The organism is Streptomyces mauvecolor (assembly GCF_039532965.1).
Classification (GTDB): Bacteria; Actinomycetota; Actinomycetes; order Streptomycetales; family Streptomycetaceae; genus Streptomyces; species Streptomyces violascens.
Genome location: NZ_BAAASQ010000048.1, coordinates 30,158 through 57,069 on the forward strand (window position 1 = coordinate 30,158; position 26,912 = coordinate 57,069).

21 protein-coding genes are annotated in these 26,912 nt (G+C 69.8%); 15 read left to right on the top strand and 6 right to left on the bottom strand.

The window, feature by feature from the left end:
- Window positions 1–254 precede the first annotated feature (254 nt).
- Both ABD346_RS36225 and eccE read right to left on the bottom strand, forming a co-directional pair.
- Window positions 255–983 carry a hypothetical protein gene (locus ABD346_RS36225; RefSeq protein WP_344380569.1) on the bottom strand — a complete coding sequence of 243 codons (729 nt, stop codon included), beginning with the start codon at window positions 981–983 and terminating at the stop codon, window positions 255–257.
- Entirely contained in the window at window positions 983–2,344 is a 1,362-nt protein-coding gene (gene eccE / locus ABD346_RS36230; protein WP_344380570.1) for a type VII secretion protein EccE, read from the bottom strand. The genes ABD346_RS36225 and eccE overlap by 1 nt, the downstream gene beginning before the upstream one ends.
- A gap of 183 nt (window positions 2,345–2,527) precedes the next feature.
- Here eccE and eccB point away from each other — a divergent pair, with 183 nt between their 5' ends.
- The 6 genes from eccB to ABD346_RS36260 all read left to right on the top strand — a co-directional run bounded on the left by eccB (window position 2,528) and on the right by ABD346_RS36260 (window position 9,922).
- Window positions 2,528–4,054, top strand: a complete 1,527-nt coding sequence (gene eccB / locus ABD346_RS36235) for a type VII secretion protein EccB (protein WP_344380571.1) — start codon at window positions 2,528–2,530, stop codon at window positions 4,052–4,054.
- 14 nt (window positions 4,055–4,068) lie between these two features.
- On the top strand, window positions 4,069–5,310 hold the full coding sequence (gene mycP, locus ABD346_RS36240; protein WP_344380572.1) for a type VII secretion-associated serine protease mycosin: 1,242 nt from the start codon (window positions 4,069–4,071) through the stop codon (window positions 5,308–5,310).
- Window positions 5,311–5,631: 321 nt separating this feature from the next.
- Window positions 5,632–6,060, top strand: coding sequence for a hypothetical protein (locus tag ABD346_RS36245; RefSeq protein WP_344380573.1), 429 nt, complete (start codon window positions 5,632–5,634; stop codon window positions 6,058–6,060).
- 1,783 nt (window positions 6,061–7,843) lie between these two features.
- A complete protein-coding gene (locus ABD346_RS36250; protein WP_344380574.1) occupies window positions 7,844–9,067 on the top strand; it encodes a S8 family serine peptidase in 1,224 nt (407 codons plus the stop codon).
- 114 nt (window positions 9,068–9,181) lie between these two features.
- The gene (locus ABD346_RS36255) at window positions 9,182–9,547 is read left to right on the top strand and encodes a WXG100 family type VII secretion target (RefSeq protein WP_344380575.1); all 366 of its coding nucleotides are present in this window, start codon (window positions 9,182–9,184) and stop codon (window positions 9,545–9,547) included.
- A 72-nt stretch (window positions 9,548–9,619) separates the two neighbouring features.
- The gene (locus ABD346_RS36260; protein WP_344380576.1) at window positions 9,620–9,922 is read left to right on the top strand and encodes a WXG100 family type VII secretion target; all 303 of its coding nucleotides are present in this window, start codon (window positions 9,620–9,622) and stop codon (window positions 9,920–9,922) included.
- Window positions 9,923–9,997: 75 nt separating this feature from the next.
- On the opposite strand, the gene ABD346_RS36265 is transcribed toward ABD346_RS36260, so the two are convergent.
- A complete protein-coding gene (locus ABD346_RS36265; RefSeq protein WP_344380577.1) occupies window positions 9,998–10,294 on the bottom strand; it encodes a DUF397 domain-containing protein in 297 nt (98 codons plus the stop codon).
- A 183-nt stretch (window positions 10,295–10,477) separates the two neighbouring features.
- Entirely contained in the window at window positions 10,478–14,443 is a 3,966-nt protein-coding gene (gene eccCa / locus ABD346_RS36270; RefSeq protein WP_344380578.1) for a type VII secretion protein EccCa, read from the bottom strand.
- 248 nt (window positions 14,444–14,691) lie between these two features.
- On the opposite strand from eccCa, the gene eccD reads away from it, so the two are divergent.
- The 6 genes from eccD (at window position 14,692) to ABD346_RS36300 (ending at window position 21,829) form a co-directional block, all read left to right on the top strand.
- Complete coding sequence (gene eccD / locus ABD346_RS36275; RefSeq protein WP_344380579.1) at window positions 14,692–16,191, top strand: type VII secretion integral membrane protein EccD; 1,500 nt, start codon at window positions 14,692–14,694, stop codon at window positions 16,189–16,191.
- A 192-nt stretch (window positions 16,192–16,383) separates the two neighbouring features.
- Window positions 16,384–16,674, top strand: coding sequence for a 30S ribosomal protein S15 (gene rpsO, locus ABD346_RS36280; protein ID WP_053728973.1), 291 nt, complete (start codon window positions 16,384–16,386; stop codon window positions 16,672–16,674).
- Window positions 16,675–16,991: 317 nt separating this feature from the next.
- Complete coding sequence (locus tag ABD346_RS36285; RefSeq protein WP_344380586.1) at window positions 16,992–19,211, top strand: polyribonucleotide nucleotidyltransferase; 2,220 nt, start codon at window positions 16,992–16,994, stop codon at window positions 19,209–19,211.
- Window positions 19,208–20,587 (top strand): M16 family metallopeptidase, encoded by a 1,380-nt coding sequence (locus ABD346_RS36290; RefSeq protein ID WP_344380580.1) that lies wholly within the window; start codon window positions 19,208–19,210, stop codon window positions 20,585–20,587. The genes ABD346_RS36285 and ABD346_RS36290 overlap by 4 nt, the downstream gene beginning before the upstream one ends.
- A 19-nt stretch (window positions 20,588–20,606) precedes the next feature.
- Window positions 20,607–21,359 carry a 4-hydroxy-tetrahydrodipicolinate reductase gene (gene dapB, locus ABD346_RS36295; protein WP_344380581.1) on the top strand — a complete coding sequence of 251 codons (753 nt, stop codon included), beginning with the start codon at window positions 20,607–20,609 and terminating at the stop codon, window positions 21,357–21,359.
- A 17-nt stretch (window positions 21,360–21,376) separates the two neighbouring features.
- Window positions 21,377–21,829, top strand: a complete 453-nt coding sequence (locus ABD346_RS36300; RefSeq protein ID WP_344380582.1) for a tetratricopeptide repeat protein — start codon at window positions 21,377–21,379, stop codon at window positions 21,827–21,829.
- 34 nt (window positions 21,830–21,863) lie between these two features.
- Here ABD346_RS36300 and ABD346_RS36305 read toward each other — a convergent pair whose 3' ends face one another.
- Both ABD346_RS36305 and ABD346_RS36310 read right to left on the bottom strand, forming a co-directional pair.
- Window positions 21,864–22,424 (bottom strand): hypothetical protein, encoded by a 561-nt coding sequence (locus tag ABD346_RS36305; protein WP_344380583.1) that lies wholly within the window; start codon window positions 22,422–22,424, stop codon window positions 21,864–21,866.
- A gap of 116 nt (window positions 22,425–22,540) precedes the next feature.
- On the bottom strand, window positions 22,541–22,780 hold the full coding sequence (locus ABD346_RS36310) for a hypothetical protein (protein WP_053728979.1): 240 nt from the start codon (window positions 22,778–22,780) through the stop codon (window positions 22,541–22,543).
- Between the two features lie 200 nt (window positions 22,781–22,980).
- On the opposite strand from ABD346_RS36310, the gene thyX reads away from it, so the two are divergent.
- The 3 genes from thyX to ABD346_RS36325 all read left to right on the top strand — a co-directional run bounded on the left by thyX (window position 22,981) and on the right by ABD346_RS36325 (window position 26,646).
- Window positions 22,981–23,721: an FAD-dependent thymidylate synthase gene (gene thyX / locus ABD346_RS36315; RefSeq protein ID WP_189970729.1), complete on the top strand. Its 741-nt coding sequence runs from the start codon at window positions 22,981–22,983 to the stop codon at window positions 23,719–23,721.
- Between the two features lie 212 nt (window positions 23,722–23,933).
- The gene (dapA, locus tag ABD346_RS36320) at window positions 23,934–24,833 is read left to right on the top strand and encodes a 4-hydroxy-tetrahydrodipicolinate synthase (protein WP_344380584.1); all 900 of its coding nucleotides are present in this window, start codon (window positions 23,934–23,936) and stop codon (window positions 24,831–24,833) included.
- 127 nt (window positions 24,834–24,960) lie between these two features.
- Window positions 24,961–26,646 (top strand): ribonuclease J, encoded by a 1,686-nt coding sequence (locus ABD346_RS36325; protein ID WP_344380585.1) that lies wholly within the window; start codon window positions 24,961–24,963, stop codon window positions 26,644–26,646.
- Window positions 26,647–26,912: the final 266 nt, after the last annotated feature.

Consider the following 26,912-nt stretch of genomic DNA (forward strand, 5'->3'; position numbering starts at 1 on the left):
GTCGCCCGCCCCTGTCCGCTGCGAGAGCCGCGGCATCCGGAACGTACGGACGACGCAACCTCGCCGTGGAGTCCCTGCCCCCGGTCCGTCCCACCCTAATCGTCGTCAATACCGCCGGGGCAGGCCCGGTCGCCCCGATCGCCTGTCCCTTTCGTCACCCTCGCCTCACGAGTGACGTCGAAGTGACCGGCCGGGGGCGGAGTGTGCAGGGCGAATCGGTCAGATCAGGTCAACTTTCGCCAGTGCCCCGCTGTTCAGTCGACGCGTCGGGCGCTCCCCAACAATCCGGTCTCGGTGTCCGTCGCCTGCGTCATCGCGAAGGAGCGGTCGCGCTCGTTGCACCAGAGCGTGACTCCGTCGGCAAGCGTCGAGAGACCTTCCTGTTCCGTCCGCGGCAGGTTCATGATGCGGCCCATCTGCGCGGCCTCGTCCGGCGAGACCCGCTGCACGCCGACGAGCCGTGCCTGCCGGATCAGCCGCGGTGCGACCGGGCTGACATAGGGGAGCAGCGTGAGCACCGCCTGCCAGGGCGCCGACACCACCCGGCCGCGCGGCGGGCGCATCCCGCAGTCCCGCACCACGAGCACCGGTTCACCGGCCGAGGCGCCCAGCGGCGGCACCCGGCCCACGTCGTGCACGGTCATGCCGCTCTGGCTGGCGATCGCGTGCACCAGCTGCGCCCAGGCCTGCGGCCGGCCGGTCTCCACCGCGACCCGTATGCCCGTCGCGGCCGCCCGCAGCGCGAGCACCTGCGCCGTCCACAACCCGCCGATGAGCACGATGTCGTACGCGGTCGGCCTGCTCACCCCGAGCACCGCGGGCCGGCCCCCGGCGTCCACCCCGACGACCACGCCGTCGTCCCCGATGGGCAGCGCCAGGGTGTCCAACTGCCCGGCGGACAGGGTGTGACGGCGGTGCCGGGGGCCGATGAGGCCGAAGCCGGTGCGCGGCTCGTGGCGCGGGCCGGAAGTCGTCGTGGCCATCAGCGGGCGCCTCCGAACGGCAGGGTGGCGAGCATGCCGGGCAGCTGCTCGTGGTCCAGCGGCACGATCTGGGCCTTCGCCTCGCGCGCGGAGCGCTCCAACGCCTGGCGGGCCGTGGTCAGTTCGGCCTCACTGCGGCCCGTCACCCGGAGGTGGCCGCTGATGCTGCTCTCCTGGGCGCCGGCAGGGGCGATGGTGAGGCTGAAGGTGGTCGCGAGCGCGGGAACCGCGGTGAGCAGCGCCACGAGCTGCGGCAGACCGCCGGTCCCGGACCCCGCGTCGATCCTCGGCCAGCGCCGCACCCAGTACGTGGTGTGGCGGCGGTTGTCGCAGCGCCAGGAACGGGCCGACTCCTCGGTGCGCCGCTGGGGCGTCTCCGTGCGGCCCGCCTGCGCGGTCACCAGCGGGTTGGCGCAGGCCGAGGTGGCCACGGCGTCCGCCAGCTCCTCCTCGGTCAGGACCGTGGTGTTCAGGCCCGACCCGGTCAGCCGGCTCGCCAGGTGCAGCGCGGTGCGCGCCGCGCACTTCTGGGCGCCCTCCAGGCCGCCGCCGCGCGCGGCCACTGCCTCCGGGCACAGCTCCGGGTTCAGCTTCAGGGCGATCCAGGTGATGCGGACCGCGGGCGAGGTGGTCTGGGCGTGCAGCGGCGCGTAGTTGGTGACGGCCACCGACTGCTGGGGCAGCCGCAGCGCGGGCGCCGGCTGGGTGTGCAGCAGGATCTGCGCGGATTCGAGCCGGATGTCGTCGACCTCCAGCGCGTCGCGTACCAGCCCGAGGGGGAGCGGGCGTTGGCCCCGCTCGGCCCGCAGCGCCGTCGCGTCCGACTCCACCTGGAGGACGACCGTGAGGAAGCCGCCGTCGCCGATCATCCCGATCGGCCGCTGGTCCCGCTCGCCATGGCTGTAGGTGCGCAGCGTGGGATCGCACTCCACGGCCGGAGCCAGGCCGGGCAGCGTGCCCGGCGGCACAACGGCGTTGCTCGCACGCTTCAGGCGCGCCCGCAGCGCCCAGGCGGTGCCCAGCCATTCGGGCAGCGAGCGTCCCCGGCGGCGTACCACCGCGAGCAGCACGAGGGCCACCGCGACGACACCCGCGGGCACCAGCGCCATCGTGTCGACGACCCACGCGGCGAGCAGCAGGGCGGCGGCCGACTCGACCAGGATTAGCTGTTGCAGACGAAACGAACCAAAGCGTCCGGAACGGGACTTGAGATGGGGCGTCACCGGCCCGACGGCCGCGGGCGCCGCCGCCCGGCGGACCGGAGGGGACGGCTCCGTACGCACTCCGGGACGGGAGCCCGCACCACTCGGCGCGCCGGAGCGTTCACGGGAGCGCGACCGCGTCCCAGTCGACGAAACCATCCCCGAACCCCCCGAACTCCTCGAAAACCCCTGGCCAGTAGGGCCCTTGAGGACCCGTCCACCCTACCCGCCCCAGGCGTACGATCACGTAACAGGCATAGTAGGGGGCCGGTCTGACAACGGCGGGCGGGGGACGGGCTCCCTGGGGCTCCGCACGGGGACAACGGAGAAACACGGACACTCATGGCATCACGCCGGGACGAGCTCAACGCGTACACCTTCGCGAAGCGTCGCACGCTCGCGTCGTTCATCCAGCCCTCTCCGACGGGCTCGGAAGAGGGGGCGCCGCGCCCGCTGAGGGCCGTGCTGCCGGGCGGCATCATGGCGGTCGTGCTGCTCGCCGCGTTCGGGGCGTGGGGCATGTTCAAACCCACCGCGCCGCCCGGCTGGGGCACCCCGGGCGAGAAGGTGATCATCGCCAGCAAGTCCACGACCCGCTACGTCGTGCTGACCACCGACGGCAAGAAGGAACTGCACCCGGTCCTCAACATGGCGTCCGCCAAGCTCCTGCTCGACCCGGACAAGGGCCAGGTCGTCAACGTGGACGAGTCCGTCCTGGACAAGGGCTCCCTGCCGCACGGCGCCACCCTCGGCATCCCGTACGCGCCCGACCGGCTGCCCTCCCCCGAGGAGGCCGGGTCAGCCAAGCGCTGGGCGGTGTGCGAGCGTCCGGGCGACGGCGGCCGCGCCATCCAGAAGGCCGCGTTCGTCTTCGCCGACCGGGACAAGAAGCGCACGGACGGCTCGGAGCGGCTGACCGGCGGCGAGCTGATGTATGTCGTGGGGCCCGACAACAAGACCCGCTACGTCGTGGACGCGCAGGGCACCAAGTACCAGGTCGGCTCCGACGAACTGCTGCTGCGCGCCCTGGTCGGCTCGGGCCGTGAGCCCGAGCGGGTGTCCAAGGAGTGGCTGGAGACCCTTCGTTCGGGTGATCCGGTCGCCTTCCCCAAGGTGGGCGGGAAGATCGGCACCCCCGCCTCGGTGCCCGGCACCCTGGCCCCCGAGGCCAACCGGATCGGCATGGTCCTCAAGGCGCCCAACGGCGCGGGCACCCAGTACTACCTGGTCCAGCAGGGCAAGGTCGCCCCGGTCTCCGACTTCACCGCGAAGCTGCTCCTCAACAGCCATGAGCTCGGCACGCTCATGAAGACCGGCCATGCGACGGAGACCAACGCGGCCGCGTTCACACCCGAGGCCACCGAGTTCGAGGGCAAGAAGAACTGGCCGCACCAGATGCCGGTGGCCGTCAACGACGCGGGCACCGCGAACGGCAGCCGCAACACGGTGTGCAACGTGCTGCGCGACGTCAACAAGGACAACGGCGAGACCACCATGAGCACATGGGCCGGCACCGACTTCCCGGCGTCGCTGCCCACCGGTTCGAGCAGCGCGTACGTGACGCCCGGCTCCGGCCAGCTCTTCCGCCAGATCCAGGGCTCCGAAACCAAGGCGGGCGGAGTCTTCCTGGTGACCGACACCGGGCTGCGCTACGCGATGCAGTCCAACAGCGACAGCGCCGACGGGGACGCGGCCACGGGCCTGACGGCCGATCAGCGCAAGCAGGCCGACCAGGAGGCCCAGCAGGCCCAGACCCGGCTCGGCTACGCCAAGTCCGAGCCGGCCCCGATCCCGATCAGCTGGTCCACGTTCCTGCCGACCGGCCCCCGCCTGTCCACCGGGGCGGCCCGCCAGCCCCAGGGTTCCTGAGAGGCGGCACCACCATGGCGTACGCACTCAAGGCGCTGGCCCTGTCGGCCGCGGCGACCCTCACGGTGCTCGCGACCCCGGCGGCCGCGGCCCCCTCCGACGACGGAGGCAGCGGCCAGTGCACGTTCCCGTCCAAGCCGTACGCGGGCCGCCCCTGGGCGCTCCAGCGCGTGCTCCTGGACGAACTGTGGCGCCAGTCGACCGGCAAGGGCATGAAGGTCGCCGTGATCGACACAGGCGTCGACATCAAGAATCCCCAGCTCAAGGGTGCGGTGGACGCGTCCAAGGGCAAGAACCTCCTTCAGAAGGATCTCAAGGATACGAGCGGCCAGCCGCTTCCGCGCGGCGCGGAGAACGGCACGACGGACACCGTCGGCCACGGCACGAAGGTCGCCGGCATCATCGCGGCCCGCCCCGCCAAGGGAACGGGCTTCGTGGGCCTCGCCCCCGACGCCACGATCATCCCCGTCGAGCAGAACGACGCCGACGGCCACGGCACCGCGCAGACCCTGGCCGACGCCATCCGCTACGCGATCGGCGTGGGCGCCGATGTCATCAACATCTCCCAGGACACGGCGAACGCGGTCGAGCCGGCGGCCACCCTGAAGCAGGCGATCGACACGGCCCTCGCCCAGAACATCGTGGTCGTCGCCTCGGCCGGCAACGACGGCCTGGGCGGCAACGTCAAGCAGACCTACCCGGCTTCGTACCCCGGCGTCCTCGCGGTCGCGGCCTCGGACCGCAACAACGAGCGGGCGGCGTTCTCGCAGTCCGGCGAATTCGTGGGCGTGGCCGCGCCCGGCGTCGACATGGTCTCCACGGTGCCCGGCGGCGGCCACTGCGCCGACAGCGGTACGAGCTTCTCGGCCCCGTACGTCGCGGGAGTGGCGGCCCTCATCAAGGCCAAGCACCCCAAGTGGACCCAGCGCGAGGTCGTCGCCCAGATCGAACAGACCGCGGAACGCTCGGTGTCCGGCCACGACCGCCTGGTCGGCTGGGGCGTGATCGACCCGGTCCGCGCCCTCACGGAGGACGACCACCCGATCGAAACCCCGGTGGCCCACGAGGGCGTCACCCCGGCCAAGGCCCCGACCCCCGCGGCCCTGCACCTGGGCGAGACGGACGAGCAACGCACGCAACGCCTTGCCACGTACGTGGCGGTCGGGGTGGCGGTCCTGGCGGCGGTGCTGGGCGGGGCGGCAGTGACGATCCGGGATGCACGGCGGCGGCGCCGGAGGGTGGCCGGGTCGGGATGAATGCGAGGGGTTCGTGCAGAACGGGTCAAGAGCGTTCCAGATCTGTTCTGTGCGAGCCAGAAGGTGACAGATGCTGATGAGAGTTGAGTGGAACTGAGTAGACGTACTCATGTGGCGTGAGGTGAACCCTCGTAGTGTCGGGGCTGCGGGGGCAACTCGGCCCCGCCGATAGTCCGTTGGGCGGGCGACTGGTGTTGGCTAGAGTGACTGCGGTGCGATAAGCGGTGTCAATAGGGCGGATCGCGGCGCGGATGAACGGCAATTGGTTTACGGGGAGGGGCGTCATGGGGCGTCCTGCCTCCATGGGTGAAGGCGGCGGCTATGAGTGATGACCTCAGGAAGGGCATGGAGGCGCTGACGTCCTTCAAGAAGAAGGTGGACGCGGTACTCACCACCCTTGAGGGCTCGCACGCCAGCCCCACGAAACTGGCGGCCCAGCAGATCTCCCGCACATCCTTCAGTGCCGGGAGCACCGCGTTCCCCGAGGCCGATGGCCTGTTCACCCAGTACCACCGCGTGCACGAGCGTTTGACGTCGCTGTCGAAGTCGCTGGCCCATCAGATCGAGGCGATGGGGATCGCCGTGCATGGGGCGGACATCGGGTTCGACAACCTGGATGAGGAGATGCGGCTGCGTTTCAAACAGATCCAGGACGCGACTGGTTACGAAGCCGAGCAGGCGCAGCGGGAGAAGGACGGCAAGCAGAAGCCGCAGCGCACCGACGACAAGTCCTCCGGGACGGCGTGGTAGCGATGACCGACAAGAAGCCTCAGCCACCTCAGCCGCAGCCGCCGCAGTTGACGGACAAGCAGCGCGTCGGTCAGCAGGTGTCCGCTACCGACATGACGGTCACCATGTCGGAGGCCCTGTCGGCCATGTCCCCCTTCGGGGGAACCATCCGCCTCTTCGGGAAGACCGACTTCGAGGGCCACCAGCTCAACCAAATGATCGACCTCGTAGAGAACGCGAACCCCCAGCATCTGACAAGCGCTGGGGAAGCGCTCTTCGCGGCGCACGATGCGATCAGCGAGGCGGCATCCGAACTCGACGGGCACATCGCCAATGTTGACTGGGAGGGTAAGTCTGGCGAGGCCTTCCGTACGTGGGGGAAGAAACTCGTAGGCCATGCCCAGGACCTGGCCAAGTTTGCCGATACAGCCGGTGTTCAGATCAGCGCGGCAGGCGAGGGCCTCACGTTCGTGCGCCATGCCATGCCTCCGCGCGACCATCGCGCAGAGCCGATGAAGGTCGCTGACATCCCGTCGGCGAAGAGGGTTGCGGGGAACGCGGAGTACGAAGCCGCGGTGAAGGTGGAGAAGGACCGCCAGGAGGCGATCAACCAGATGAATCGCCTGTCGTCCTTCTACTCGGTCTCGGAACAGACCCTGGCCGCGCAGCAGCCGCCCGTGTTTGAGCCCATGCCCAATGTGGGGGTGCCTCAGCCCAGCAAGGTAGCCATTGGGGAGGATCCGAAGCAGCCTCCGGCAGGGGGAATGAGCCATCGTTTGCCAGAAGGCGCGGCACCAGTACGTCACACCAATGACGCTCCGGCGGACCACGGGCGCACAGAAATCACTGGGAGCCCTGCCGGAACGACAGGGCATCCCACTTCCTCGGTGAGCCTCCCGCCCAGCAATCCGGTGGGTACGGAGATCAATAGCGTTTTGCCAGTGCCCGCTCCGGTGCAGAGCCAGCCTGTCGTTGCGCCGACGCTGCCGGTAACGCATGCGGCTCCAGGAGTGACTACCGCATTCCCGCCCGATGGCGGATTCTTCAACCCGACCGGGAGTGGTTCTGCGCGAGCTTTCGGTGGCGGACGTGGGCTCGGTATTGGCGAGCCCACAGGAGGACCTGCCAGTGCCACGGGGCGAGGGACCACCAACCCCGTGGGACGTGCGGGAACTTCAGCCTCCGAAGCCGCCAGGGGCGGAAGCTCTTCCACGGTCGGCCAGTCGCCGATGGGCAGGGGCGTCTCGGGAGGGACTCCACGTGCTGGGGGCGCAGCGTCTTCTCGCGCAGGCACTGGAGGGACTGGCGGCAATGGACGCAACGGAATTGTCGGTGGAAGGCCGAGCGCTCAAACTACGGGCCCCACTGGATCGCGCACGTCGAAGCCGACGGTTGTCGGTGCCAAGGGAGTACCTGGCCAAGCCAGTTCGAAGAACGGTCCCGGTCAGAGGGGGGTAGTTGGAGCTGCCAAGTCCTCTGTGACTGGCAAAGCGCGGACGGGCGGGCGTGCAAAGGGCAATGCGGACGGTGTGGTCGGAGTGCCTCAGGGCCGCTCGACTGGTGCGCGTGGTAACCGCAGCGGGTTCACGAGCGGCGGGTCAGGTCTCGCCAGAGAATCGAGGGATGAGCAGGCCTTGGACAGTGAGGAAGTCGAGACCACGCTGCTCCCCGGCCGCTCGGGCGCAGGCCAGGAGAGGGACCTGCCCAGTCGGTAGGGACTCGTACCACCAGTGATCGACTAGCGCAGGCGAGGATGCAAGAACGCATGAGGCCAGGAATCAGCCGACCCGGCAGGAGCAACACGATGGCGAGGGCAGCCAGTCGGAGACGTGTGGTCACGGCGGGCGCAGCGCTTGGTGCTTGGGTTGTCGCGGCTAGTGGACTGGCTCCTCATGCGCTCGCCGATGACGCTGTTTCGCCGAATCAGTGGTACCTGGCGGCGATGCAGGCACCTGAGATGTGGAAGGTAAGCACGGGCAAAGGCATCAAGGTTGCCGTTGTGGACACCGGGGTTAATCCCGACACTCCTTCATTGAAGGGGCAGGTGCTCACTCAGGACGTTCCGCAGTCCGCCGCATACGGTGCGACCAAGGACTACCAGGGGCATGGGACAACGATGGCCGAGTTGATTGCTGGCACCGGAAAGGGTGGCGGGCTCAAGGGCCTGGCTCCAGATGCAAAGATCATTCCCCTGCGCATTTCTCTTGGCTCCCTCAAAGACCCAGCAGAGAAGAAGCTCACGCAATCGTCAGCTGCGGGCATTCGTGCTGCTGCGGATTCGGATGCAAAGATCGTCAACCTTTCGTACTCTGGGGGCTCGGAGCCAGCGGAAGCGGACGCAGTCAAGTACGCGCTTTCTAAAGGTAAGTTGTTGTTTGCCGGTACCGGCAATGAAGGGGCAACCAACGATTTCTACCGGGACTACCCTGCTGCCTACCCTGGCGTCGTCGGCGTCAGCGCAGCGGATGAAAAAGGCACCGTCACCCACTTCTCCCAGTCGGGCGACTATGTCGACCTGGCGTCACCCGGTCTGAATGTGCCCGTCTGGTGCGACACCAGCTTCCAGAAGTACTGCGACAGTCGGGGCACCAGCCAAGCCTCCGCAATCGCCTCCGCCTCAGCCGCCCTGATCTGGTCCGCCCACCCCTCATGGACCGCCGATCAGGTGCTGCGCACCATGATTGACACTGCCGGGCGGTCCTGGGACAAGAACACGCCCAGCAAATACCTCGGCTACGGCCTGATCCGGCCCCGGCTCGTGCTGGAGAAGGCCGACATCAATCCCGGTCCCGCCGACGTCGACCCGCTTGCGAAGGAGAATGGGGGGAGCAGCGCGGCCCCGGCGGCCCCGGCCGTGCCCAGCTCCTCGCCGCCCGCGAAGGGCGAGGCTGTCGCCAAGGGCGAAGGTACGGGCGGGACCAAGGACGGCGGAAGCACTCCCTGGATCGTCGGCGGGGTCCTCGCCGGGCTCGTTTTGATCGGGGGCGGCGTGTTCGCCGTGTTCAGGACGAGGCGCCGCGGCGCCTGAGCGGGGACGCGGGCACCGGCACACCGCGGCGGTCGGCCGGCGTACAGCCAGCTGCACCCAGCCGTCCGCACCACCACTATCACCAGCATCACCACCACGAAGGGAAGGCCTGGCATGACGCAGGACCAGCGGGTATCAGACAGCGAAATGGCCAAGCTGGAGGGGCAGATCCTCGACCGGTTCGAATCGGTGAAGGGCCAGGTCAACCATCTCCAGAACGTGATCAACAGCCTCGAAGGGGCCTGGGAGGGCATCGGCGCCCACGCCTTCGACAAGAAGCAGACCCACATCAACAACCAGATGGTCCACATGGGGCGGCTGCTCCTGGACTTCCTTGAGGCGATGAAGGCGACCCGCACCCTCAAGGGCGACACCGACGATGAGGTCCGCAAGGCCCTCATGGGCATCGACGTCGTGGACGGTTACAGCGGCGACGCGGGGGCCACGACCGCTATCACCTCGAACCTCAGCACGTACTAGTCGCGCCGGGTTCGCCCCGCCCCGCGGCGTCAGCCCACAACCACCTTATTCACCAAAGAGATTGGGGAAGTCATGCCTGACAACAGCGGCGATGTCCTCGGAGTCCACTACGGCAGCCTGACCGAAGCCGCCGAGACCATCCGGAACCAGGCCGGCAAGCTCCAGCAGGACCTCGAGGACATCGGCAAGCTGGTCGACAGGGCCGCCGCCAACTGGCACGGCCAGGCCCACGAGGTGTACGCAACCAAGCAGCGGGACTGGACCAACACCGCCCAGAGCGTTCAGACCTCGCTGATGCAGATCGCCAACGCCGTAGCCGAAGCCGGCCCGACCTACCGGGCCGGGGACCACAAGGCGGCCGGATACTTCCACTAGGGAGTGCCGGGACACGGCGAACGGGGTGGGCGCGCGCGGGAGGCGCCCACCCCGTTCTGCGTCCGCGCGCGGTGACTACGGCGCCTCGAGGCCCCCGTTGCGCACCGACGGCTCCAGGTCGAACTCCCCGTCCCGCGCGCCCAGTACGAACGCCTGCCACTCCGCCTCGGTGTACCGCAGCACGGTGTCGGGGTCCACGGAGGACCGCATGGCCACCGCGCCGGCCGGCAGATAGGCGATCTCGACGCGCTCCTCGTCCTCGGACGTGCCCGGGGCGCTGTGCCACTCGACCCCCGAGATGTCGAGGGCGTACAGCTCGTTCTTCTCGCGCTCCTTGCGCTCCTGGAGTTCCCTGTCCTGTTCCTCAGCCATGACGGAGCGATTCCTTCCAGACGTGCCGACCCGGACGTGCCAAGCGCAGCCATGCGTACACCAACCGGCTGCCGGCTCAGCCTACTTGGCACCGCCCGGCGTCCAGGGTGACCGGGGAGGATTCACGGGTACGGGGGAGGGGCGCCCGATTTCCTCACGGACGCCCCCTCCCCTCACGCGGCCCTACTCCATCAGCCCCGTCTGCACCAGCGGCTTCCCCCGCTTGCGGGAGACGAACGTGCCGCGGCCCGTCGGCATCGGGCGGGGGCGGACGCCGGCCAGGATGTCGCCCTCGCCGGGGTCGCCGGCCAGGACCACGCCCTGGGCGCCCAGTTCCTTCATGCGCTGGATGAAGGGCTCGTACGAGGCGCGGCCCGCGCCCGCCGTCGAGCGGGCGATGATGAAGCGCACGCCCACGTCCCGGGCGAACGGCAGGAGTTCCGTGAGCTTGCCCAGCGGGTTGCCGCTCGATGTCGACACCAGGTCGTAGTCGTCGACCACCACGTACACCGTGGGCCCGCGCCACCAGCTGCGGTCGCGCAGCTGCTGCGCGGTCACGTCCGCGCTGGGTGCGCGGCGCTGCATCAGGTCGGCCAGGGCGTCCATGTGGTGGTCCATGGCGTTGGACATGGGGATGTACTCGGCCAGGTGGGACGGCGGGGTCACATCCAGCAGGGCGCGCCTGTTGTCCACCACGAACAGCTTGCAGGCATCCCCCTCGTACCGCTGCGTGAGCTGGGTGATCAGGAGGCGCAGCAGGTTCGACTTGCCGGACTCGCCCTCGCCGAAGATGAGGAAGAACGGGTCCTGCTCGAAGTCGACGAACACCGGCTCCAGGTTGTTCTCGTCCAGCGCGAAGGCGATGCCGCGGTCGGGTGAGGCGTAGCCCGGCGGGAGCTGGGATGCCGGGAGTTCGCGGGGGAGGAGACGGACCGCGGGCGCGCCCGGGGCCGTCCAGTGGCGGGCGACCTCCGTGGCCAGGGCGGCCGTCGCCTCGGCGAGGTCGGTGTCGGACTGGAGGCCGTCGATGCGCGGCACGGCCGCCATGAAGTGCATCTTCTGCGGCGACTGGCCGCGGCCGGGCACGCCGACGGGCACGTTGGCGGCGACCTTGCGGTCGAACTCCGAGTCCATGGTGTCGCCGAGCCGCAGCTCCAGGCGGTTCATGAGGTGGTCCTTGAGGTTGGCCCGGACCTCCATGGAGCGTGACGCGGTCAGCACCAGGTGGATGCCGTAGCCGAGGCCGCGCGCCGCGATGTCCAGGACGGCCGGCTCCAGACCCTCGTACTCGGTACGGAAGTTGCCCCAGCCGTCGATGACGAGGAACACGTCGCCCCACGGCTGGTCGGCGACCGAGATGGTGCCGCGGGCCCGGCGGGCCCGGAAGTCGGCGATCGAGGCGATGCCGGCCGACCGGAAGTACTCCTCGCGGCGGGTCAGCACGCCGTACACCTCGGCGACCGTACGGCGCACGCGCTCCGGATCCAGACGCGAGGCGACGCCGCCGACGTGCGGCAGACCGGCGACCGCGGCCATGCCGCCACCGCCGAAGTCGAGCCCGTAGAACTGGACTTCCTGCGGGGTGTGCGTGAGCGCGAACGACGCGATCAGCGTGCGCAGGAGCGTCGACTTGCCGGACTGCGGGCCGCCCAGGATCTGCAGATGGCCGCCCGCGCCGGAGAAGTCGCACCACAGCGGATCACGGCGCTGCTCGTACGGCTTGTCGACGAGACCGAGCGGCACGACAAGCCGCCCCGCGCCCTCGTAGTCGGGCTGGGTGAGCCCGCGGCCCTGCACCGGCGCGAGGCCGGGCAGCAGCGAGTCGAGCGCCGGCGGGCTGTCGAGCGGCGGCAGCCACACCTGGTGGGCGGCCGGGCCGCGCGCTTCGAGGCGGCGCACGATGACGTCGAGCACCGTGTCGGCGAGCGCGTCGTCGGTGCGCGGCCCGGGCTCGGCGCGCGGGCCCGGCACGGTCTGCGGGGCGTACGTCACCGGCACTTCGGCCGCGGTGAACAGCACCGGTCGGCGGTCGACGGGCACCGGGCCGCCGAGCGCGGCCGACCGGTCGGCGCCCGTGCGGTACACGCCGGAGACGTACGCCGCCTTGAAGCGGGTCATCTCGTCGGTGCCGAACTTGAGGTAGCCGGAGCCCGGGATGCTCGGCAGGTGATAGGCGTCGGGGACGCCGAGGGCCGCGCGCGATTCGGCGGCGGAGAAGGTGCGCAGACCGATCCGGTAGGAGAGATAGGTCTCCAGACCGCGCAGCCGGCCCTCCTCCAGGCGCTGCGAGGCGAGCAGCAGATGCACGCCGAGGGACCGGCCGATGCGGCCGATCTGCACGAACATCTCGATGAAGTCCGGCTTGGCGGTGAGCAGTTCGCTGAACTCGTCGATGACCAGGACGAGCGAGGGCACGGGCTGCAGCGGGGCGCCGGCGAGCCGGGCCCGCTCGTAGTCGTGGATGTTGGCGTAGTTGCCCGCGTCGCGCAGCATCTCCTGGCGGCGGTTGAGCTCGCCGCGGATCGAGTCGCCCATGCGGTCGACCAGAGTGAGATCGTCGGCCAGGTTGGTGATGACCGCCGCGACGTGCGGCATCTGCGCCATGCCGGCGAAGGTCGCGCCACCCTTGAAGTCGGCGAGGACGAAGTTCAAGGTCTCGGAGGAGTGGGTCACGGCGAGGCCGAGGACCAGGGTGCGAAGGAGCTCCGACTTGCCGGAGCCGGTCGCACCGACGCACAGGCCGTGCGGGCCCATGCCGTCCTGCGCGGCTTCCTTCAGGTCGAGCATGACGGGCCGGCCGTCCTCACCCACACCGATCGGCACCCGAAGGCGCTCGGAGGCGGAGCGGGGCCGCCAGGTGCGGGCGGTGTCCACCGAGTCCGCGTCGCCGAGGCTCAGCAGGTCGGTGAACTCCAGGTTGGCGAGCAGCGGTTCGTCGTCGTCGCCACCGGAGGCCATGCGCAGCGGGGCGAGCTGACGGGCCAGCGCGTCGGCGGACTCGTAGGAGAGGAGGTCGGGCGTGCCCTCGTACACGAGGCCGTGACCCGACTCCAGGCGAAGCGTCCGCGGATGCACGACGACCGCCAAGTCGCCCCGCGCGCCGGTCAGTTCACCCGGGACGACCTCGACGACCGTGACACCCTGGAGGCCCTCGGCGGAGGCGAGCACCGACATCGGGGGCGGCGAAACCCCGTCGAGCACGATGACGATGTGCGGTTCCTCCGGCAGTGGCGCGCCCTCCGGGTGGAAGCGGGGGCGGCCGGTGAGGCGGGTGGCGAGCAGCTCTTCGAGTTCGGCCGCGCTGCGGCTGATCAGGCGCCGGCTGCCCGCGCCGTCACTGAGGCCGGGAGCCTGGGTGTGCGGCAGCCACTTCGTCCACTCCCAGTGCGCCGAGGCGGACGGGGACGCGGCGACCGCGATCACCAGGTCCTCGGGGGAGTGCAGGGAGGCGAGCGAGGCGGTCAGGGCGCGGGCCGAGGCGCGTACCGTCTGCGGCTCCCCACTGACCGTCATGTGGTAGAAGGCGCGCAGCGAGACCGCCATCGGCAGGTCCTCCACCGTCTGGTGGGTGGCCAGAAAACGCTGCATGGCGCCCGCGGTCAGGGGCTCCAGCTGGTCGACCGGCGCGGTCTGCGGAGGTACCAGCGGGGTGGCGAGGGCCTGGGGGCCGAGCCCGATGCGCACCTGCCCGAAGTCCTCGTCGCCCGCCCGCCGTTCCCACACCCGGCTGCCCTCGGCGACCAGCGCCCACAGCTGCTCGGGGGAGGGGTGCAGGTAGTACTGGGCGTCGCGCTGCTTGCGCGCGGCCTCGGCGGCCGAACGCCGGGTCTGGCCGAGATAGCGCAGGTAGTCACGGCGCAGGTCCGCCAACTGCCCCTGGGAACCCTTGCGGTAACGCACGATCATCGCCACCGACATGGCCACCGTGGAGGCAACCATCACCATGCCCATGACCTTCATGAACGGCTGCGAATTCGGCATGAAGAAGAACACCACGGAGCCGCCCATGCCCAGCATGGGCAGGAGTTGCATCAGCGCACCCTCCTGCTGTCCGCGTGGCAGCTCCGGCGGTGGCTGGAGAACGACCTCCTCCGTGGGCACCTCGGACGGCAGGGCCCGTGGTGGGCGCTTGACAATGATTTGGCTCACAACGCACCAATTCTCTTGACGGTCGAAGAAGTTCAGCCCGCCGCCCCGTGTCCGGCGAACGCCGACCGCGGTGGGATCCTACTGACATCCGATGTGATCGGCTGGCGATAGGGTGCCGTCTGTTCGCGTAAGCACCCGCGAACAGAGCGAAGAAAACCGGGCAATTGACGCGACGGGCGGACGGCCCGGCACCGGGCGACCGGACACCGCGAGCGCAACCAGTGAAGCCAGCGAAGGGGGAGCCGAGGGTGAGCACGACGACCACCGCGACGACGGCCGCCGAGCCGAACCGGCCCGGCCAGACAAGCGGGGCGGGCCTCGGCTTCTGCCGGGTGACGATCGTCGCGCCGGACGGCCGCATCGACGTGGCGCTGCCCGACGACATCCCGGTCGCCGACATCTACCCCGAGATCCTGCGGCTCTCCCAGCAGAGCCCCGAAGAGGGCGCCCCGGTCGGCTACTCGCTGGTGCGCCGCGACGGCACCGTCCTCGACAGCGCCCGCTCGTTCGCCGCCCAGTCGATCCTCGACGGCGAGCTGCTCACCCTGCGCCCCTTCTCCGAGTCGCTGCCCCCCGCCGTCTTCGACGACGTGTCCGAGGCCGTCGCCTCCGCGGTCACCCAGGACCGCACCCTGTGGAACACGGAGCTGACCCGCGCCGCCGGCCTCATCGGCGGCGGCGTGCTGCCCGCGCTGCTCGCCTTCGCGGCCTGGACCGGCGACCCGCGCCACGACATGCACGGCCTGCCCGGCATCCTCGCCGCCGTCGCCGGTGTGCTCCTGCTCACCCTCGCGGCCGTACGCGCCCGGATCTACGACGACCAGCTCTCCGCCGTCGCCCTCGGCCTCGGCTCGCTGCCCAACATCGCGGTGGCCGGCTCCGGGCTGCTCCCGCTCGCCGCCCACCACGGCACCGGCCGGCTCCAGATGCTGCTCGCCTGCGCGGCCGTCCTGATCGCCTCCCTCGTGCTCACCCTGCTCTCGCCCCGCGGCGACGGCCCCTTCGTCGCCTTCGTGCTCGCCTCCGCGGTCGGCGCGCTCGTCGTGTTCGTCTCGATCCTGACCGGCATGACGCCCACCGAGACCGCCGCGGTCTGCACCCAGCTCGCCGTCGGCGCGCTCGCCTTCCTGCCCGGCCTTTCCATGCGCTTCGCCCGGCTGCCCATCGGCTTCGACGCGCCGCACTCCTCCCAGCGCGACCTCGGCGAGGACGTGGACCCGCAGCCCGTCGACGCCGAGCGCATCGCCGCCCAGGCCCGGCGCGGCCACGAACTGCTCGTCGGCCTCGTCGGCGGCTGCGCCCTGCTGGCCGTCGCGGGCTCCGCGGTGCTCGGCTTCGGCGACAACCACTGGGGCCGCCTGCTCGCCCTGGCCACCGGCGTCGCCCTGCTGATGCGCGCCCACCTCTTCCGCTACACCGCCCAGGTCGCCGCCACCCTGACCGCCGGCCTCGGCTCACTCGTCCTGCTCGGCCTCGGCCTGTGCATCAACGCGCCGCGCGGCCTGATGGCCGACGCCCTCAAGGGCGACACCGCGGCCCTGGACATCCGCACCCTGTGGCTGGTCGCCGCGATCGCCGCCGCCGGCGCGCTGGTCACCGCGATCGCGCTGATCGTGCCGAACCGGGGCGTCACCCCGTTCTGGGGCCGCTTCCTGGAGATCGCCGAGGGATTCGTCCTGCTCACGCTGCTGCCGCTGACCCTGGCCGTCTTCGACGTGTACGCCCGGGCCCGCGCCCTGACCAGCTGAGCCCGCCCCCGCTCACCGCGGGTCAACCGCCACCCGGGGTACTGGTACGCTGTGTGACGGCCGTTTGTGTACGCGTTTCCGGATCATCTGGAAGCTGCGCTCATCGGACCTTCGCCTCCGAGTCACGGAAGCTCCTCTGAGATCAAGACCAGGGGCACTCGTGGGCGCTTCGAACAATACTGAGGAGTAAGCGTGCCGCTCGACGCCGCTACGAAGAAGCAGATCATGTCCGAGTTCGGTCAGAAGGAGGGCGACACCGGCTCCCCCGAGGTCCAGGTCGCCATGCTCTCGCGCCGTATCTCGGACCTGACGGAGCACCTCAAGACGCACAAGCACGACCACCACTCCCGTCGTGGCCTGCTGATCCTCGTCGGCCAGCGCCGCCGCCTTCTGCAGTACCTGGCCAAGAAGGACATCCAGCGCTTCCGTACGCTGGTCGACCGCCTGGGCATCCGCCGCGGTGCGGCCGGCGGCGCCAAGTAAGCATGCTGTCGAGGGAGCGGTTCCCACCTATTAGGGGGCCGCTCCCTTTGCTGTACATGCGAGACGTACCGAACGCTCAGTAGTCTGGTACGCACAACAGAACAAGCTTCACCGAAGACGCTTCACCGCGACGAGCGAGCAGAAGCCCTCCTCCCCGCCGCCGGTCCTCGGTAGTGGCCCCCGGAACGCAAGGAAGACCGGGTGCTTCGATCGAAGACCGGCCCGCCCTCAGGAGCGCTTCTCCGCCGTCACCCCACCGTCCCCGCGCCACACGGGCCCGGGGGCGAAAAGACGACAAGCAAATGGAGAAAACGCTAGTGGAGAACGAGACCCACTACGCCGAGGCCGTCATCGACAACGGCTCCTTCGGCACCCGCACCATCCGCTTCGAGACGGGCCGCCTGGCCAAGCAGGCCGCCGGCTCCGCCGTGGCGTACCTGGACGACGACACGATGGTCCTCTCGGCCACGTCCGCGTCCAAGAACCCCAAGGACCAGCTCGACTTCTTCCCCCTCACGGTGGACGTCGAGGAGCGGATGTACGCGGCCGGCAAGATCCCCGGCTCCTTCTTCCGCCGCGAGGGCCGGCCCTCCGAGGACGCGATCCTCACCTGCCGCCTCATCGACCGCCCGCTGCGCCCGTCCTTCAAGAAGGGCCTGCGCAACGAGATCCAGGTCGTCGCCACGATCATGGCGCTCAACCCCGACCACCTGTACGACGTCGTCGCGATCAACGCCGCGTCCGCGTCCACCCAGCTGGCCGGCCTGCCCTTCTCCGGCCCGATCGGCGGCGTCCGCGTCGCGCTGATCAACGGCCAGTGGGTCGCGTTCCCGACGCACACCGAGCTCGAGGACGCCGTCTTCGACATGGTGGTCGCCGGCCGCGTCCTGGAGGACGGCGACGTCGCGATCATGATGGTCGAGGCCGAGGCCACCGAGAAGACCATCCAGCTGGTCAAGGGCGGCGCCGAGGCGCCGACCGAGGAGGTCGTCGCCTCCGGTCTGGACGCCGCGAAGCCCTTCATCAAGGTGCTCTGCAAGGCCCAGTCCGACCTGGCCGCCAAGGCTGCCAAGCCGACCGGCGAGTTCCCGATCTTCCTCGACTACCAGGACGACGTCCTGGAGGCGCTCACCGCCGCCGTCAAGGGCGAGCTCGCCCAGGCGCTGACGATCGCCGGCAAGCAGGACCGCGAGGCCGAGCTGGACCGCGTCAAGGGTCTGGCCGCCGAGAAGCTCCTCCCGCAGTTCGAGGGCCGCGAGAAGGAGATCTCCGCCGCGTACCGCGCGCTGACCAAGAAGCTGGTCCGCGAGCGCGTCATCACGGACAAGGTCCGCATCGACGGCCGTGGCATCACGGACATCCGTACGCTGGCCGCCGAGGTCGAGGCCATCCCGCGCGTGCACGGCTCGGCGCTGTTCGAGCGTGGCGAGACCCAGATCCTGGGCGTCACCACCCTCAACATGCTCCGTATGGAGCAGCAGCTGGACACCCTTTCCCCGGTGACCCGCAAGCGCTACATGCACAACTACAACTTCCCGCCGTACTCGGTCGGCGAGACCGGCCGCGTGGGCTCGCCCAAGCGCCGCGAGATCGGCCACGGCGCGCTCGCCGAGCGCGCCATCGTGCCGGTCCTGCCGACGCGCGAGGAGTTCCCCTACGCGATCCGTCAGGTGTCCGAGGCCCTCGGCTCCAACGGCTCGACGTCCATGGGTTCGGTCTGCGCCTCCACCATGTCGCTCCTGAACGCCGGTGTGCCGCTCAAGGCCCCCGTCGCCGGTATCGCCATGGGCCTGATCTCCCAGGAGATCGACGGCAAGACGCACTACGTCGCCCTCACCGACATCCTCGGTGCCGAGGACGCGTTCGGCGACATGGACTTCAAGGTCGCCGGTACGAAGGAGTTCGTCACCGCGCTCCAGCTCGACACCAAGCTCGACGGCATCCCGGCCTCCGTCCTGGCCGCCGCCCTCAAGCAGGCCCGCGACGCCCGCCTCCACATCCTCGACGTGATGATGGAAGCGATCGACACGCCGGACGAGATGTCCCCCAACGCCCCGCGGATCATCACCGTCAAGATCCCCGTGGACAAGATCGGTGAGGTCATCGGCCCCAAGGGCAAGATGATCAACCAGATCCAGGAGGACACCGGCGCCGAGATCACGATCGAGGACGACGGCACCATCTACATCGGTGCCGCCGACGGCCCGGCCGCCGAGGCCGCCCGCGCCACGATCAACGGCATCGCCAACCCGACCATGCCGGAGGTCGGCGAGCGCTACCTGGGTACGGTCGTCAAGACCACCACCTTCGGTGCCTTCGTCTCCCTGCTCCCGGGCAAGGACGGTCTGCTGCACATCTCGCAGATCCGCAAGCTCGCCGGTGGCAAGCGGGTGGAGAACGTCGAGGACGTCCTGGCCGTGGGCTCCAAGGTCCAGGTCGAGATCGCCGAGATCGACTCCCGCGGCAAGCTCTCCCTGATCCCCGTGATCGAGGGCGAAGAGGCCGCCGAGGCTGACAAGGACGACGCTGCCAAGTGACGTCCCGTAGTTCCGCGACGACGGGCCGCCCCTCTTCGGAGGGGCGGGCCGTCGCCCGTACCCAAACGCTTCTGAAGGGTCAGAACGGCATCGGCACCGTCCGCCGTACGACCCTCCCCGGCGGCCTCAGGGTCGTCACCGAAACCCTTCCCTCCGTACGGTCCGCGACCTTCGGCATCTGGGTCCAGGTGGGTTCGCGCGACGAGACGCCGACGCTGAACGGCGCGACGCACTACCTGGAGCACCTCCTCTTCAAGGGCACCAAGAAGCGCAGTGCCCTCGACATCTCCTCCGCGCTCGACGCGGTCGGCGGGGAGATGAACGCCTTCACGGCGAAGGAGTACACCTGCTACTACGCGCGGGTGCTCGACACCGATCTGCCGCTGGCGATCGACGTCGTGTGCGACATGCTGACGGACTCGCTGATCCTCGCCGAGGACGTCGACGCCGAGCGCGGCGTGATCCTCGAAGAGATCGCGATGACCGAGGACGACCCGGGCGACTGCGTGCACGACCTGTTCGCGCACACCATGCTCGGCGACACTCCCCTCGGCCGCCCGGTCCTGGGCACCGTGGACACGATCAACGCCCTGACCCAGCCGCAGATCTCGCGCTTCTACAAGAAGCACTACGACCCGCGCCACCTGGTCGTCGCGGCCGCCGGCAACGTGGATCACGCCACCGTCGTACGCCAGGTCCGCAAGGCCTTCGAGAAGGCCGGCGCGCTGTCCCGCACGGACGCCGTCCCCCTCACCCCGCGCAGCGGATCCCGCACCCTGAAGGCCGCCGGCCGGATGGAACTGCTGAACCGCCGCACGGAACAGGCCCACGTGGTCCTCGGCATGCCGGGCCTGGCCCGCACCGACGAGCGCCGCTGGGCGCTGGGCGTCCTGAACACGGCACTGGGGGGCGGCATGTCCTCCCGGCTGTTCCAGGAAGTCCGCGAGAAGCGCGGCCTGGCCTACAGCGTGTACTCGTACACCTCGGGCTTCGCCGACTGCGGCCTGTTCGGCGTGTACGCGGGCTGCCGCCCGAGCCAGGTCCACGACGTCCTCAAGATCTGCCGGGACGAACTGGACCGGGTCGCGAACGAGGGCCTCTCGGACGACGAGATCGGCCGCGCGGTGGGCCAGCTCTCCGGCTCCACGGTCCTGGGCCTGGAGGACACCGGCGCGCTGATGAACCGCATCGGCAAGAGCGAGCTGTGCTGGGGCGAGCAGATGTCGGTCGACGACATGCTGACCCGGATAGCCGAGGTCACCCCGGACGACGTCCGCGAGGTGGCACGTGATGTCCTGGGGCAGCGTCCCTCGCTGTCCGTCATCGGCCCGCTGAAGGACAAGCAGGCCGACCGCCTCCACGAAGCGGTCTCGTAACCCCTAAGGAATCAAGCGAATGAGCAAGCTGCGCGTGGCGGTCCTCGGTGCCAGGGGCCGGATCGGCTCCGAAGCGGTACGAGCCGTGGAAGCCGCCGAGGACATGGAACTGGTCGCGGCCCTGGGCCGCGGCGACCAGCTGGAGACGCTCGTTGAGACGGGCGCCCAGGTCGCGGTCGAACTGACCACCCCCGCCTCGGTGATGGACAACCTGGAGTTCTGTGTACGCCACGGAATCCACGCCGTCGTCGGCACCACGGGCTGGACCGAGGACCGTCTCGCGCAGCTGAACGGCTGGCTCTCCGCATCCCCGGAGACCGGCGTGCTCATCGCCCCGAACTTCTCCATCGGCGCCGTCCTGACCATGAAGTTCGCGCAGCTCGCGGCCCCGTACTTCGAGTCGGTCGAGGTCGTCGAGCTGCACCACCCCAACAAGGTCGACGCCCCCTCCGGCACCGCGACCCGCACCGCCCAGCTGATCGCGGCGGCCCGCGCCGAGGCCGGGGTCGGCCCCGCGCCGGACGCCACGACCACGGCCCTCGACGGCGCCCGCGGCGCCGACGTGGACGGCATCCCGGTGCACGCCGTCCGGCTGCGCGGCCTCCTGGCCCACCAGGAAGTGCTGCTCGGCGCGGAGGGCGAGACCCTGACCGTGCGCCACGACTCCCTGCACCACAGCAGCTTCATGCCGGGCATCCTGCTCGGCGCCCGCCGCGTGGTGACCACTCCGGGCCTCACCTTCGGCCTGGAACACTTCCTCGACCTCAACTGAGCGGCACCGTCGGCCTCATGCGCGCAAAAATCACCTATCTCGTCACGGCCGCCGTCCTGGTCTTCTACTTCGTCCTGGCCGGCAGCCGCGGCGTGCTCCTCCTCGAACAGGGCACCTGGATCACCGTCACCATGGGCGTGGCCGTGCTGATCCTGCCGTTGATCGGCATCTGGTTCCTGTGGGCGAACACCCGCTTCGTCACCAAGGCCAACAAGCTGGCGGCCGAGCTGGACGCCGAAGGCGGCCTGCCCGTCGACGAGTTGGTCCGCGGCGCGGGCGGCCGCATCGACCGCGACTCGGCGGACGCCGTCTTCGCCCGCCGCAAGGAGGAGACGGAGGACGCGCCGGACGACTGGCGCTGCTGGTTCCGCCTCGCCATCGCCTACCAGGACGCGCGTGACACCCCGCGGGCCCGCAAGGCGATGCAGCGCGCGATCGCCCTGCACGAGAACAAGCCCGCCGGGGTCTAGCGCGACGGATCCCGCTCGACGGCGGCGCCGCGGGTCAGCCGCGGCGGTACTCGTCGCCCCAGGCCTCCACCAGGTCGGCGGCCCGGCCGAAGGCCTCGCCGCGCCCCAGGAAGTCCGCGTTGTGGTCGGTGAGCAGCGCGGGCAGTGCCTGGCCGCCCTGCGATTCGGCGATCAGCGCCTGTCCCTGCACGGTCCGCGGCAGCCCGAGCCAGCGCACCGGCTGCTGCACCGTCCGTACGCCCCGGATCCGCGGCCACGCCACGGTGGTGGTGGTGAAGAACGCGACCCGGCGCAGCCCGGCCCGGCTGACCCAGACGCCGACCCGCAGCAGCCGCAGCGACGAGGCGATCACGAGTACGGCGATGAACAGGACGACGAGCGCGCCCGTCGGCTCCCCGGCGGCCGCGATGATCACGGCGGCAAGCAGCACGAACGAGGCGAGAAGCAGCAGCACGGCCGCAGCCCCGACCCGCCACGGGCCCGGCCGGTAGGGCCGCCGCCAGCGGTCGTGGTCGTCGAAGGGCAGCGCGACCTCGTCGGAGAACTCACCGGATGCGTCGATGGCGCGGTCGGCCGTCAGGAAGGGCAGGGGCACGACTGATCCTCACTCACAAGCACGCTCGATTGGGCTGTGCGGGGTGAGGCTACCCAGGAGGTCACCGCGCGGCCACATCCGGGGGTCCGGGCGCGCGTCGCCGCGTTCGGCGCGGGTCAGCGGCCGTTGGAGGCCTCGGACTGCTGGCTGTGCGCGGGGGACTGGGGGCTCTCCATGGCGGGCAGCCCGAAGAGCAGCGCACCGGTGAGCCCGGCTATGACGGTGAGCCCGACCAGCGTCCGCCCGACGAGCTGACCTGCGCTCGCGCGTTCGCGAGGCGGCGGCTCGACATTGCTGCGGTAGCGGTCGGCCTCGGCGACGAAGGCGAACGGAACGGGCTCACGCCGGCGGAACATGGGGGCACATCTCCTGGGAAACTCGAGGGGCTGTCGAACTGATTGCTGCTTACTGGTACAGACGCACAGCCGTGCCGATTGGTGCCCGAATTCCCCGAATTGGCCGAAGAATATGGTGACGATCCGTCAGAGACGGAGTTGTCAGTGCCGGGCCGTAGAGTGGGCGCCGCCCGAGCGACGCAATTTGGAAGGACCCGCCGGTGACCGACACCCCCGCCCCAGACCTCAAGCCCAGCTTCCGCAGCGACGTCACCGTCGAGCTCGTGAAGCACTCGGCGTCCGACTCGGACGTGCTGTGGGCAGCCCGCGTCTCCACGGCGGGCGAGCAGTCCCTCGAGGAGCTCCAGAAGGACCCCGAGCGCTCCAAGGGCCTGATCAACTACCTGATGCGGGACCGGCACGGCAGCCCCTTCGAGCACAACTCGATGACCTTCTTCATCAGCGCCCCGATCTTCGTCTTCCGCGAGTTCATGCGGCACCGCGTGGGCTGGTCGTACAACGAGGAGTCGGGCCGGTACAGGGAGCTCCAGCCGGTCTTCTACGTCCCGGGCGCCGAGCGCAAGCTGGTCCAGCAGGGCCGCCCCGGCAAGTACGAGTTCGTCGACGGCTCGGCGGAGCAGCAGGAGCTGACCTCCCGCGTCATGGAGGACTCCTACCGCCGCTCCTACGAGGCGTACCAGGAGATGCTGGCGGCCGGCGTGGCCCGCGAAGTCGCCCGTGCCACGCTCCCGGTCGGCCTGTTCTCCTCGATGTACGCGACGTGCAACGCACGGTCGCTGATGCACTTCCTCGGCCTGCGCACCCAGCACGAGCTGGCGAAGGTCCCGTCCTTCCCGCAGCGGGAGATCGAGATGGTCGGCGAGAAGATGGAAGAGGAGTGGGCCCGCCTGATGCCGCTCACCTACGCGGCCTTCAACACCAACGGCAGGGTGGCCCCGTAACCGCACCGACCGGCCGGGCTTCGCGCCCATACCGGCACAGATGTGCGGATAGGCCGCGCAAAGTGTCCGTATTGCGGCGTTTCGTGAAGTTCATCTAGGCTGATCAAACGGACCCGGCACTGCTTGAACCCCCGAGCAGGCAGTGCCGGGCTCCCTCAGCCACCGGCCCCCGAGGGGGCACCCGGCGCTGAGCAGCGAGTAGCGTGTTACCCATGGCTCCGATCTCCACTCCGCAGACCCCCTTCGGGCGGGTCCTCACCGCCATGATCACGCCCTTCACGGCGGACGGCGCACTCGACCTCGACGGCGCCCAGCGACTGGCGGCCCATCTGGTCGACGCAGGCAACGACGGACTGATCGTCAACGGCACCACCGGCGAGTCCCCGACCACCAGCGACGCGGAGAAAGACCAGCTCGTACGGGCCGTACTGGAGGCCGTCGGAGACCGGGCCCACGTCGTGGCCGGAATCGGCACCAACGACACGCGGCACACCCTCGAACTCGCCCGTACGGCCGAACGCTCCGGCGCACACGGCCTGCTCGCCGTGACGCCGTACTACAACAAGCCCCCACAAGAGGGCCTGTTCCGGCACTTCTCGGCCATCGCCGACGCCACCGAGCTTCCCGTGATGCTGTACGACATCCCCGGCCGCAGCGGCGTCCCGATCGACACCGAGACCCTCGTCCGGCTCGCCGAGCACCCCCGGATCGTCGCCAACAAGGACGCCAAGGGCGACCTCGGCCGCGCCAGCTGGGCCATCGCCCGCTCCGGCCTCGCCTGGTACTCCGGCGACGACATGCTCAACCTGCCGCTGCTCTCCGTCGGCGCCTGCGGCTTCGTCTCCGTGGTCGGCCACCTCGTCACCCCCGAGCTGCGCGCCCTGCTCGAGGCCTACCTCGCCGGTGACGTACGCAAGGCCACCGAGATCCACCAGCGGCTGCTCCCCGTCTACACGGGCATGTTCCGCACCCAGGGCGTCATCACCACCAAGGCGGCCCTCGCCCTCCAGGGCCTCCCCGCGGGGCCGCTGCGCCTGCCCCTGGTCGAGCTCACGCCGGAAGAATCCAGCCAGCTGGCGCTCGATCTGGCAGCCGGTGGGGTACAGCTCTAACCACAGACTTCACAACTGAATACGCGCCGGACAAACGCGCGAAAACCCATACACAACAGCAAGTGCACGAATGACATACGCGCCACGTGCCCTACAGGTACGTGGCGCGTGTGGTGAGGAGAGTCTTTTGAGTCATCCGCATCCTGAACTCGGCACCCCGCCGAAGCTTCCCAAGAACGGCCTGCGCGTCACACCGCTCGGCGGTCTCGGCGAGATCGGCCGGAACATGACCGTCTTCGAGTTCGGCGGCCGCCTGCTCATCGTCGACTGCGGCGTCCTCTTCCCCGAGGAGGAGCAGCCCGGCGTCGACCTGATCCTGCCGGACTTCAGCTCGATCCGGGACCGCCTCGACGACATCGAGGGCATCGTCCTGACGCACGGCCACGAGGACCACATCGGCGGCGTGCCCTACCTGCTTCGCGAGAAGCCGGACATCCCGCTGATCGGCTCCAAGCTGACCCTCGCCCTGATCGAGGCCAAGCTCCAGGAGCACCGCATCCGCCCGTACACGCTGGAGGTCGCCGAGGGCGACCGCGAGCGTCTGGGCCCCTTCGACTGCGAGTTCGTCGCGGTCAACCACTCCATCCCGGACGCCCTCGCGGTCGCCATCCGCACCCCCGCGGGCATGGCCGTCGCCACCGGCGACTTCAAGATGGACCAGCTCCCGCTGGACGGCCGCCTCACCGACCTGCACGCCTTCGCCCGGCTGAGCGAGGAGGGTATCGACCTCCTCCTGTCCGACTCGACGAACGCCGAGGTCCCCGGGTTCGTGCCGCCGGAGCGGGACATCTCCAACGTCCTGCGCAACGTTTTCGCGAACGCCGACAAGCGCATCATCGTGGCCAGCTTCGCCAGCCATGTGCACCGCATCCAGCAGATCCTGGACGCGGCCCACGAATACGGCCGCCGGGTCGCCTTCGTCGGCCGCTCCATGGTCCGCAACATGGGCATCGCGCGCGACCTCGGCTACCTGAAGGTCCCGGCCGGCCTCGTCGTCGACGTCAAGACGCTGGACGACCTGCCGGACGACGAGGTCGTCCTGGTCTGCACGGGCTCGCAGGGCGAGCCGATGGCCGCGCTGTCCCGCATGGCCAACCGCGACCACCAGATCCGGATCGTCCAGGGCGACACCGTGATCCTCGCGTCGTCGCTCATCCCGGGCAACGAGAACGCGGTCTACCGCGTCATCAACGGCCTGACCCGCTGGGGCGCCAACGTCGTCCACAAGGGCAATGCCAAGGTGCACGTCTCGGGCCACGCCTCGGCCGGCGAGCTGTTGTACTTCTACAACATCTGCAAGCCGAAGAACCTGATGCCGGTCCACGGCGAATGGCGCCACCTGCGGGCGAACGCGGAGCTCGGAGCGCTCACGGGCGTGCCGAAGAACCACATCGTCATCGCCGAGGACGGCGTGGTCGTCGACCTGGTCGACGGCACCGCGCGCATCGTCGGCAAGGTCCAGGCGGGCTACGTCTACGTGGACGGCCTCTCGGTCGGCGACGTGACGGAGTCCTCCCTGAAGGACCGCCGCATCCTCGGCGACGAGGGCATCATCTCGGTGTACGTGGTGGTGGACTCCAGCAGCGGCAAGATCACCAGCGGCCCGCACATCCAGGCGCGCGGTTCCGGTATCGACGACTCGGCGTTCACTCCGGTGGTCTCGAAGATCGAGGAAGCGCTGAACCGGTCCGCCCAGGACGGCGTCGTCGAGCCCCACCAGCTTCAGCAGCTGATCCGCCGCTCGGTCGGCAAGTGGGTCTCGGACACCTACCGCAGGCGTCCGATGATCCTCCCCGTGGTCGTCGAGGTCTGACGACCCCAGGACGTACACCCGGAGCGGGGCGCCTCGATTTGCATCGGGGCGCCCCGCTCCAGTAGGTTTACGGCTCCGCCTGAGGGGAACCCGGCACACTCGTGTGCCACACGGGAGACCCGATCGGGGCGGGAATCCGGCTTCAGAATCTCTGATAAAGTCGGGTCACGCCGAAAGGGAAACGCGAAAGCGAAAACCTCAAAGCAACCCCAATTCCGACGGGGAATCGGACACGAAAGAGTCTGATAGAGTCGGGAACACGAAAT

What these genes read in the sequence shown, in the direction of transcription:
- ABD346_RS36300 (WP_344380582.1), top strand. Translation starts at nt 21,377, where the DNA reads ATGCGCGCAAAAATCACCTATCTCGTCACGGCCGCCGTCCTGGTCTTC.
- dapA (WP_344380584.1), top strand. Translation starts at nt 23,934, where the DNA reads ATGGCTCCGATCTCCACTCCGCAGACCCCCTTCGGGCGGGTCCTCACC.
- mycP (WP_344380572.1), top strand. Translation starts at nt 4,069, where the DNA reads ATGGCGTACGCACTCAAGGCGCTGGCCCTGTCGGCCGCGGCGACCCTC.
- ABD346_RS36265 (WP_344380577.1), bottom strand. Translation starts at nt 10,294, where the DNA reads ATGGCTGAGGAACAGGACAGGGAACTCCAGGAGCGCAAGGAGCGCGAG.
- ABD346_RS36225 (WP_344380569.1), bottom strand. Translation starts at nt 983, where the DNA reads ATGGCCACGACGACTTCCGGCCCGCGCCACGAGCCGCGCACCGGCTTC.
- ABD346_RS36250 (WP_344380574.1), top strand. Translation starts at nt 7,844, where the DNA reads ATGGCGAGGGCAGCCAGTCGGAGACGTGTGGTCACGGCGGGCGCAGCG.
- eccB (WP_344380571.1), top strand. Translation starts at nt 2,528, where the DNA reads ATGGCATCACGCCGGGACGAGCTCAACGCGTACACCTTCGCGAAGCGT.
- dapB (WP_344380581.1), top strand. Translation starts at nt 20,607, where the DNA reads ATGAGCAAGCTGCGCGTGGCGGTCCTCGGTGCCAGGGGCCGGATCGGC.
- ABD346_RS36255 (WP_344380575.1), top strand. Translation starts at nt 9,182, where the DNA reads ATGACGCAGGACCAGCGGGTATCAGACAGCGAAATGGCCAAGCTGGAG.
- ABD346_RS36260 (WP_344380576.1), top strand. Translation starts at nt 9,620, where the DNA reads ATGCCTGACAACAGCGGCGATGTCCTCGGAGTCCACTACGGCAGCCTG.
- ABD346_RS36310 (WP_053728979.1), bottom strand. Translation starts at nt 22,780, where the DNA reads ATGTTCCGCCGGCGTGAGCCCGTTCCGTTCGCCTTCGTCGCCGAGGCC.
- eccE (WP_344380570.1), bottom strand. Translation starts at nt 2,344, where the DNA reads ATGGTTTCGTCGACTGGGACGCGGTCGCGCTCCCGTGAACGCTCCGGC.
- ABD346_RS36245 (WP_344380573.1), top strand. Translation starts at nt 5,632, where the DNA reads ATGAGTGATGACCTCAGGAAGGGCATGGAGGCGCTGACGTCCTTCAAG.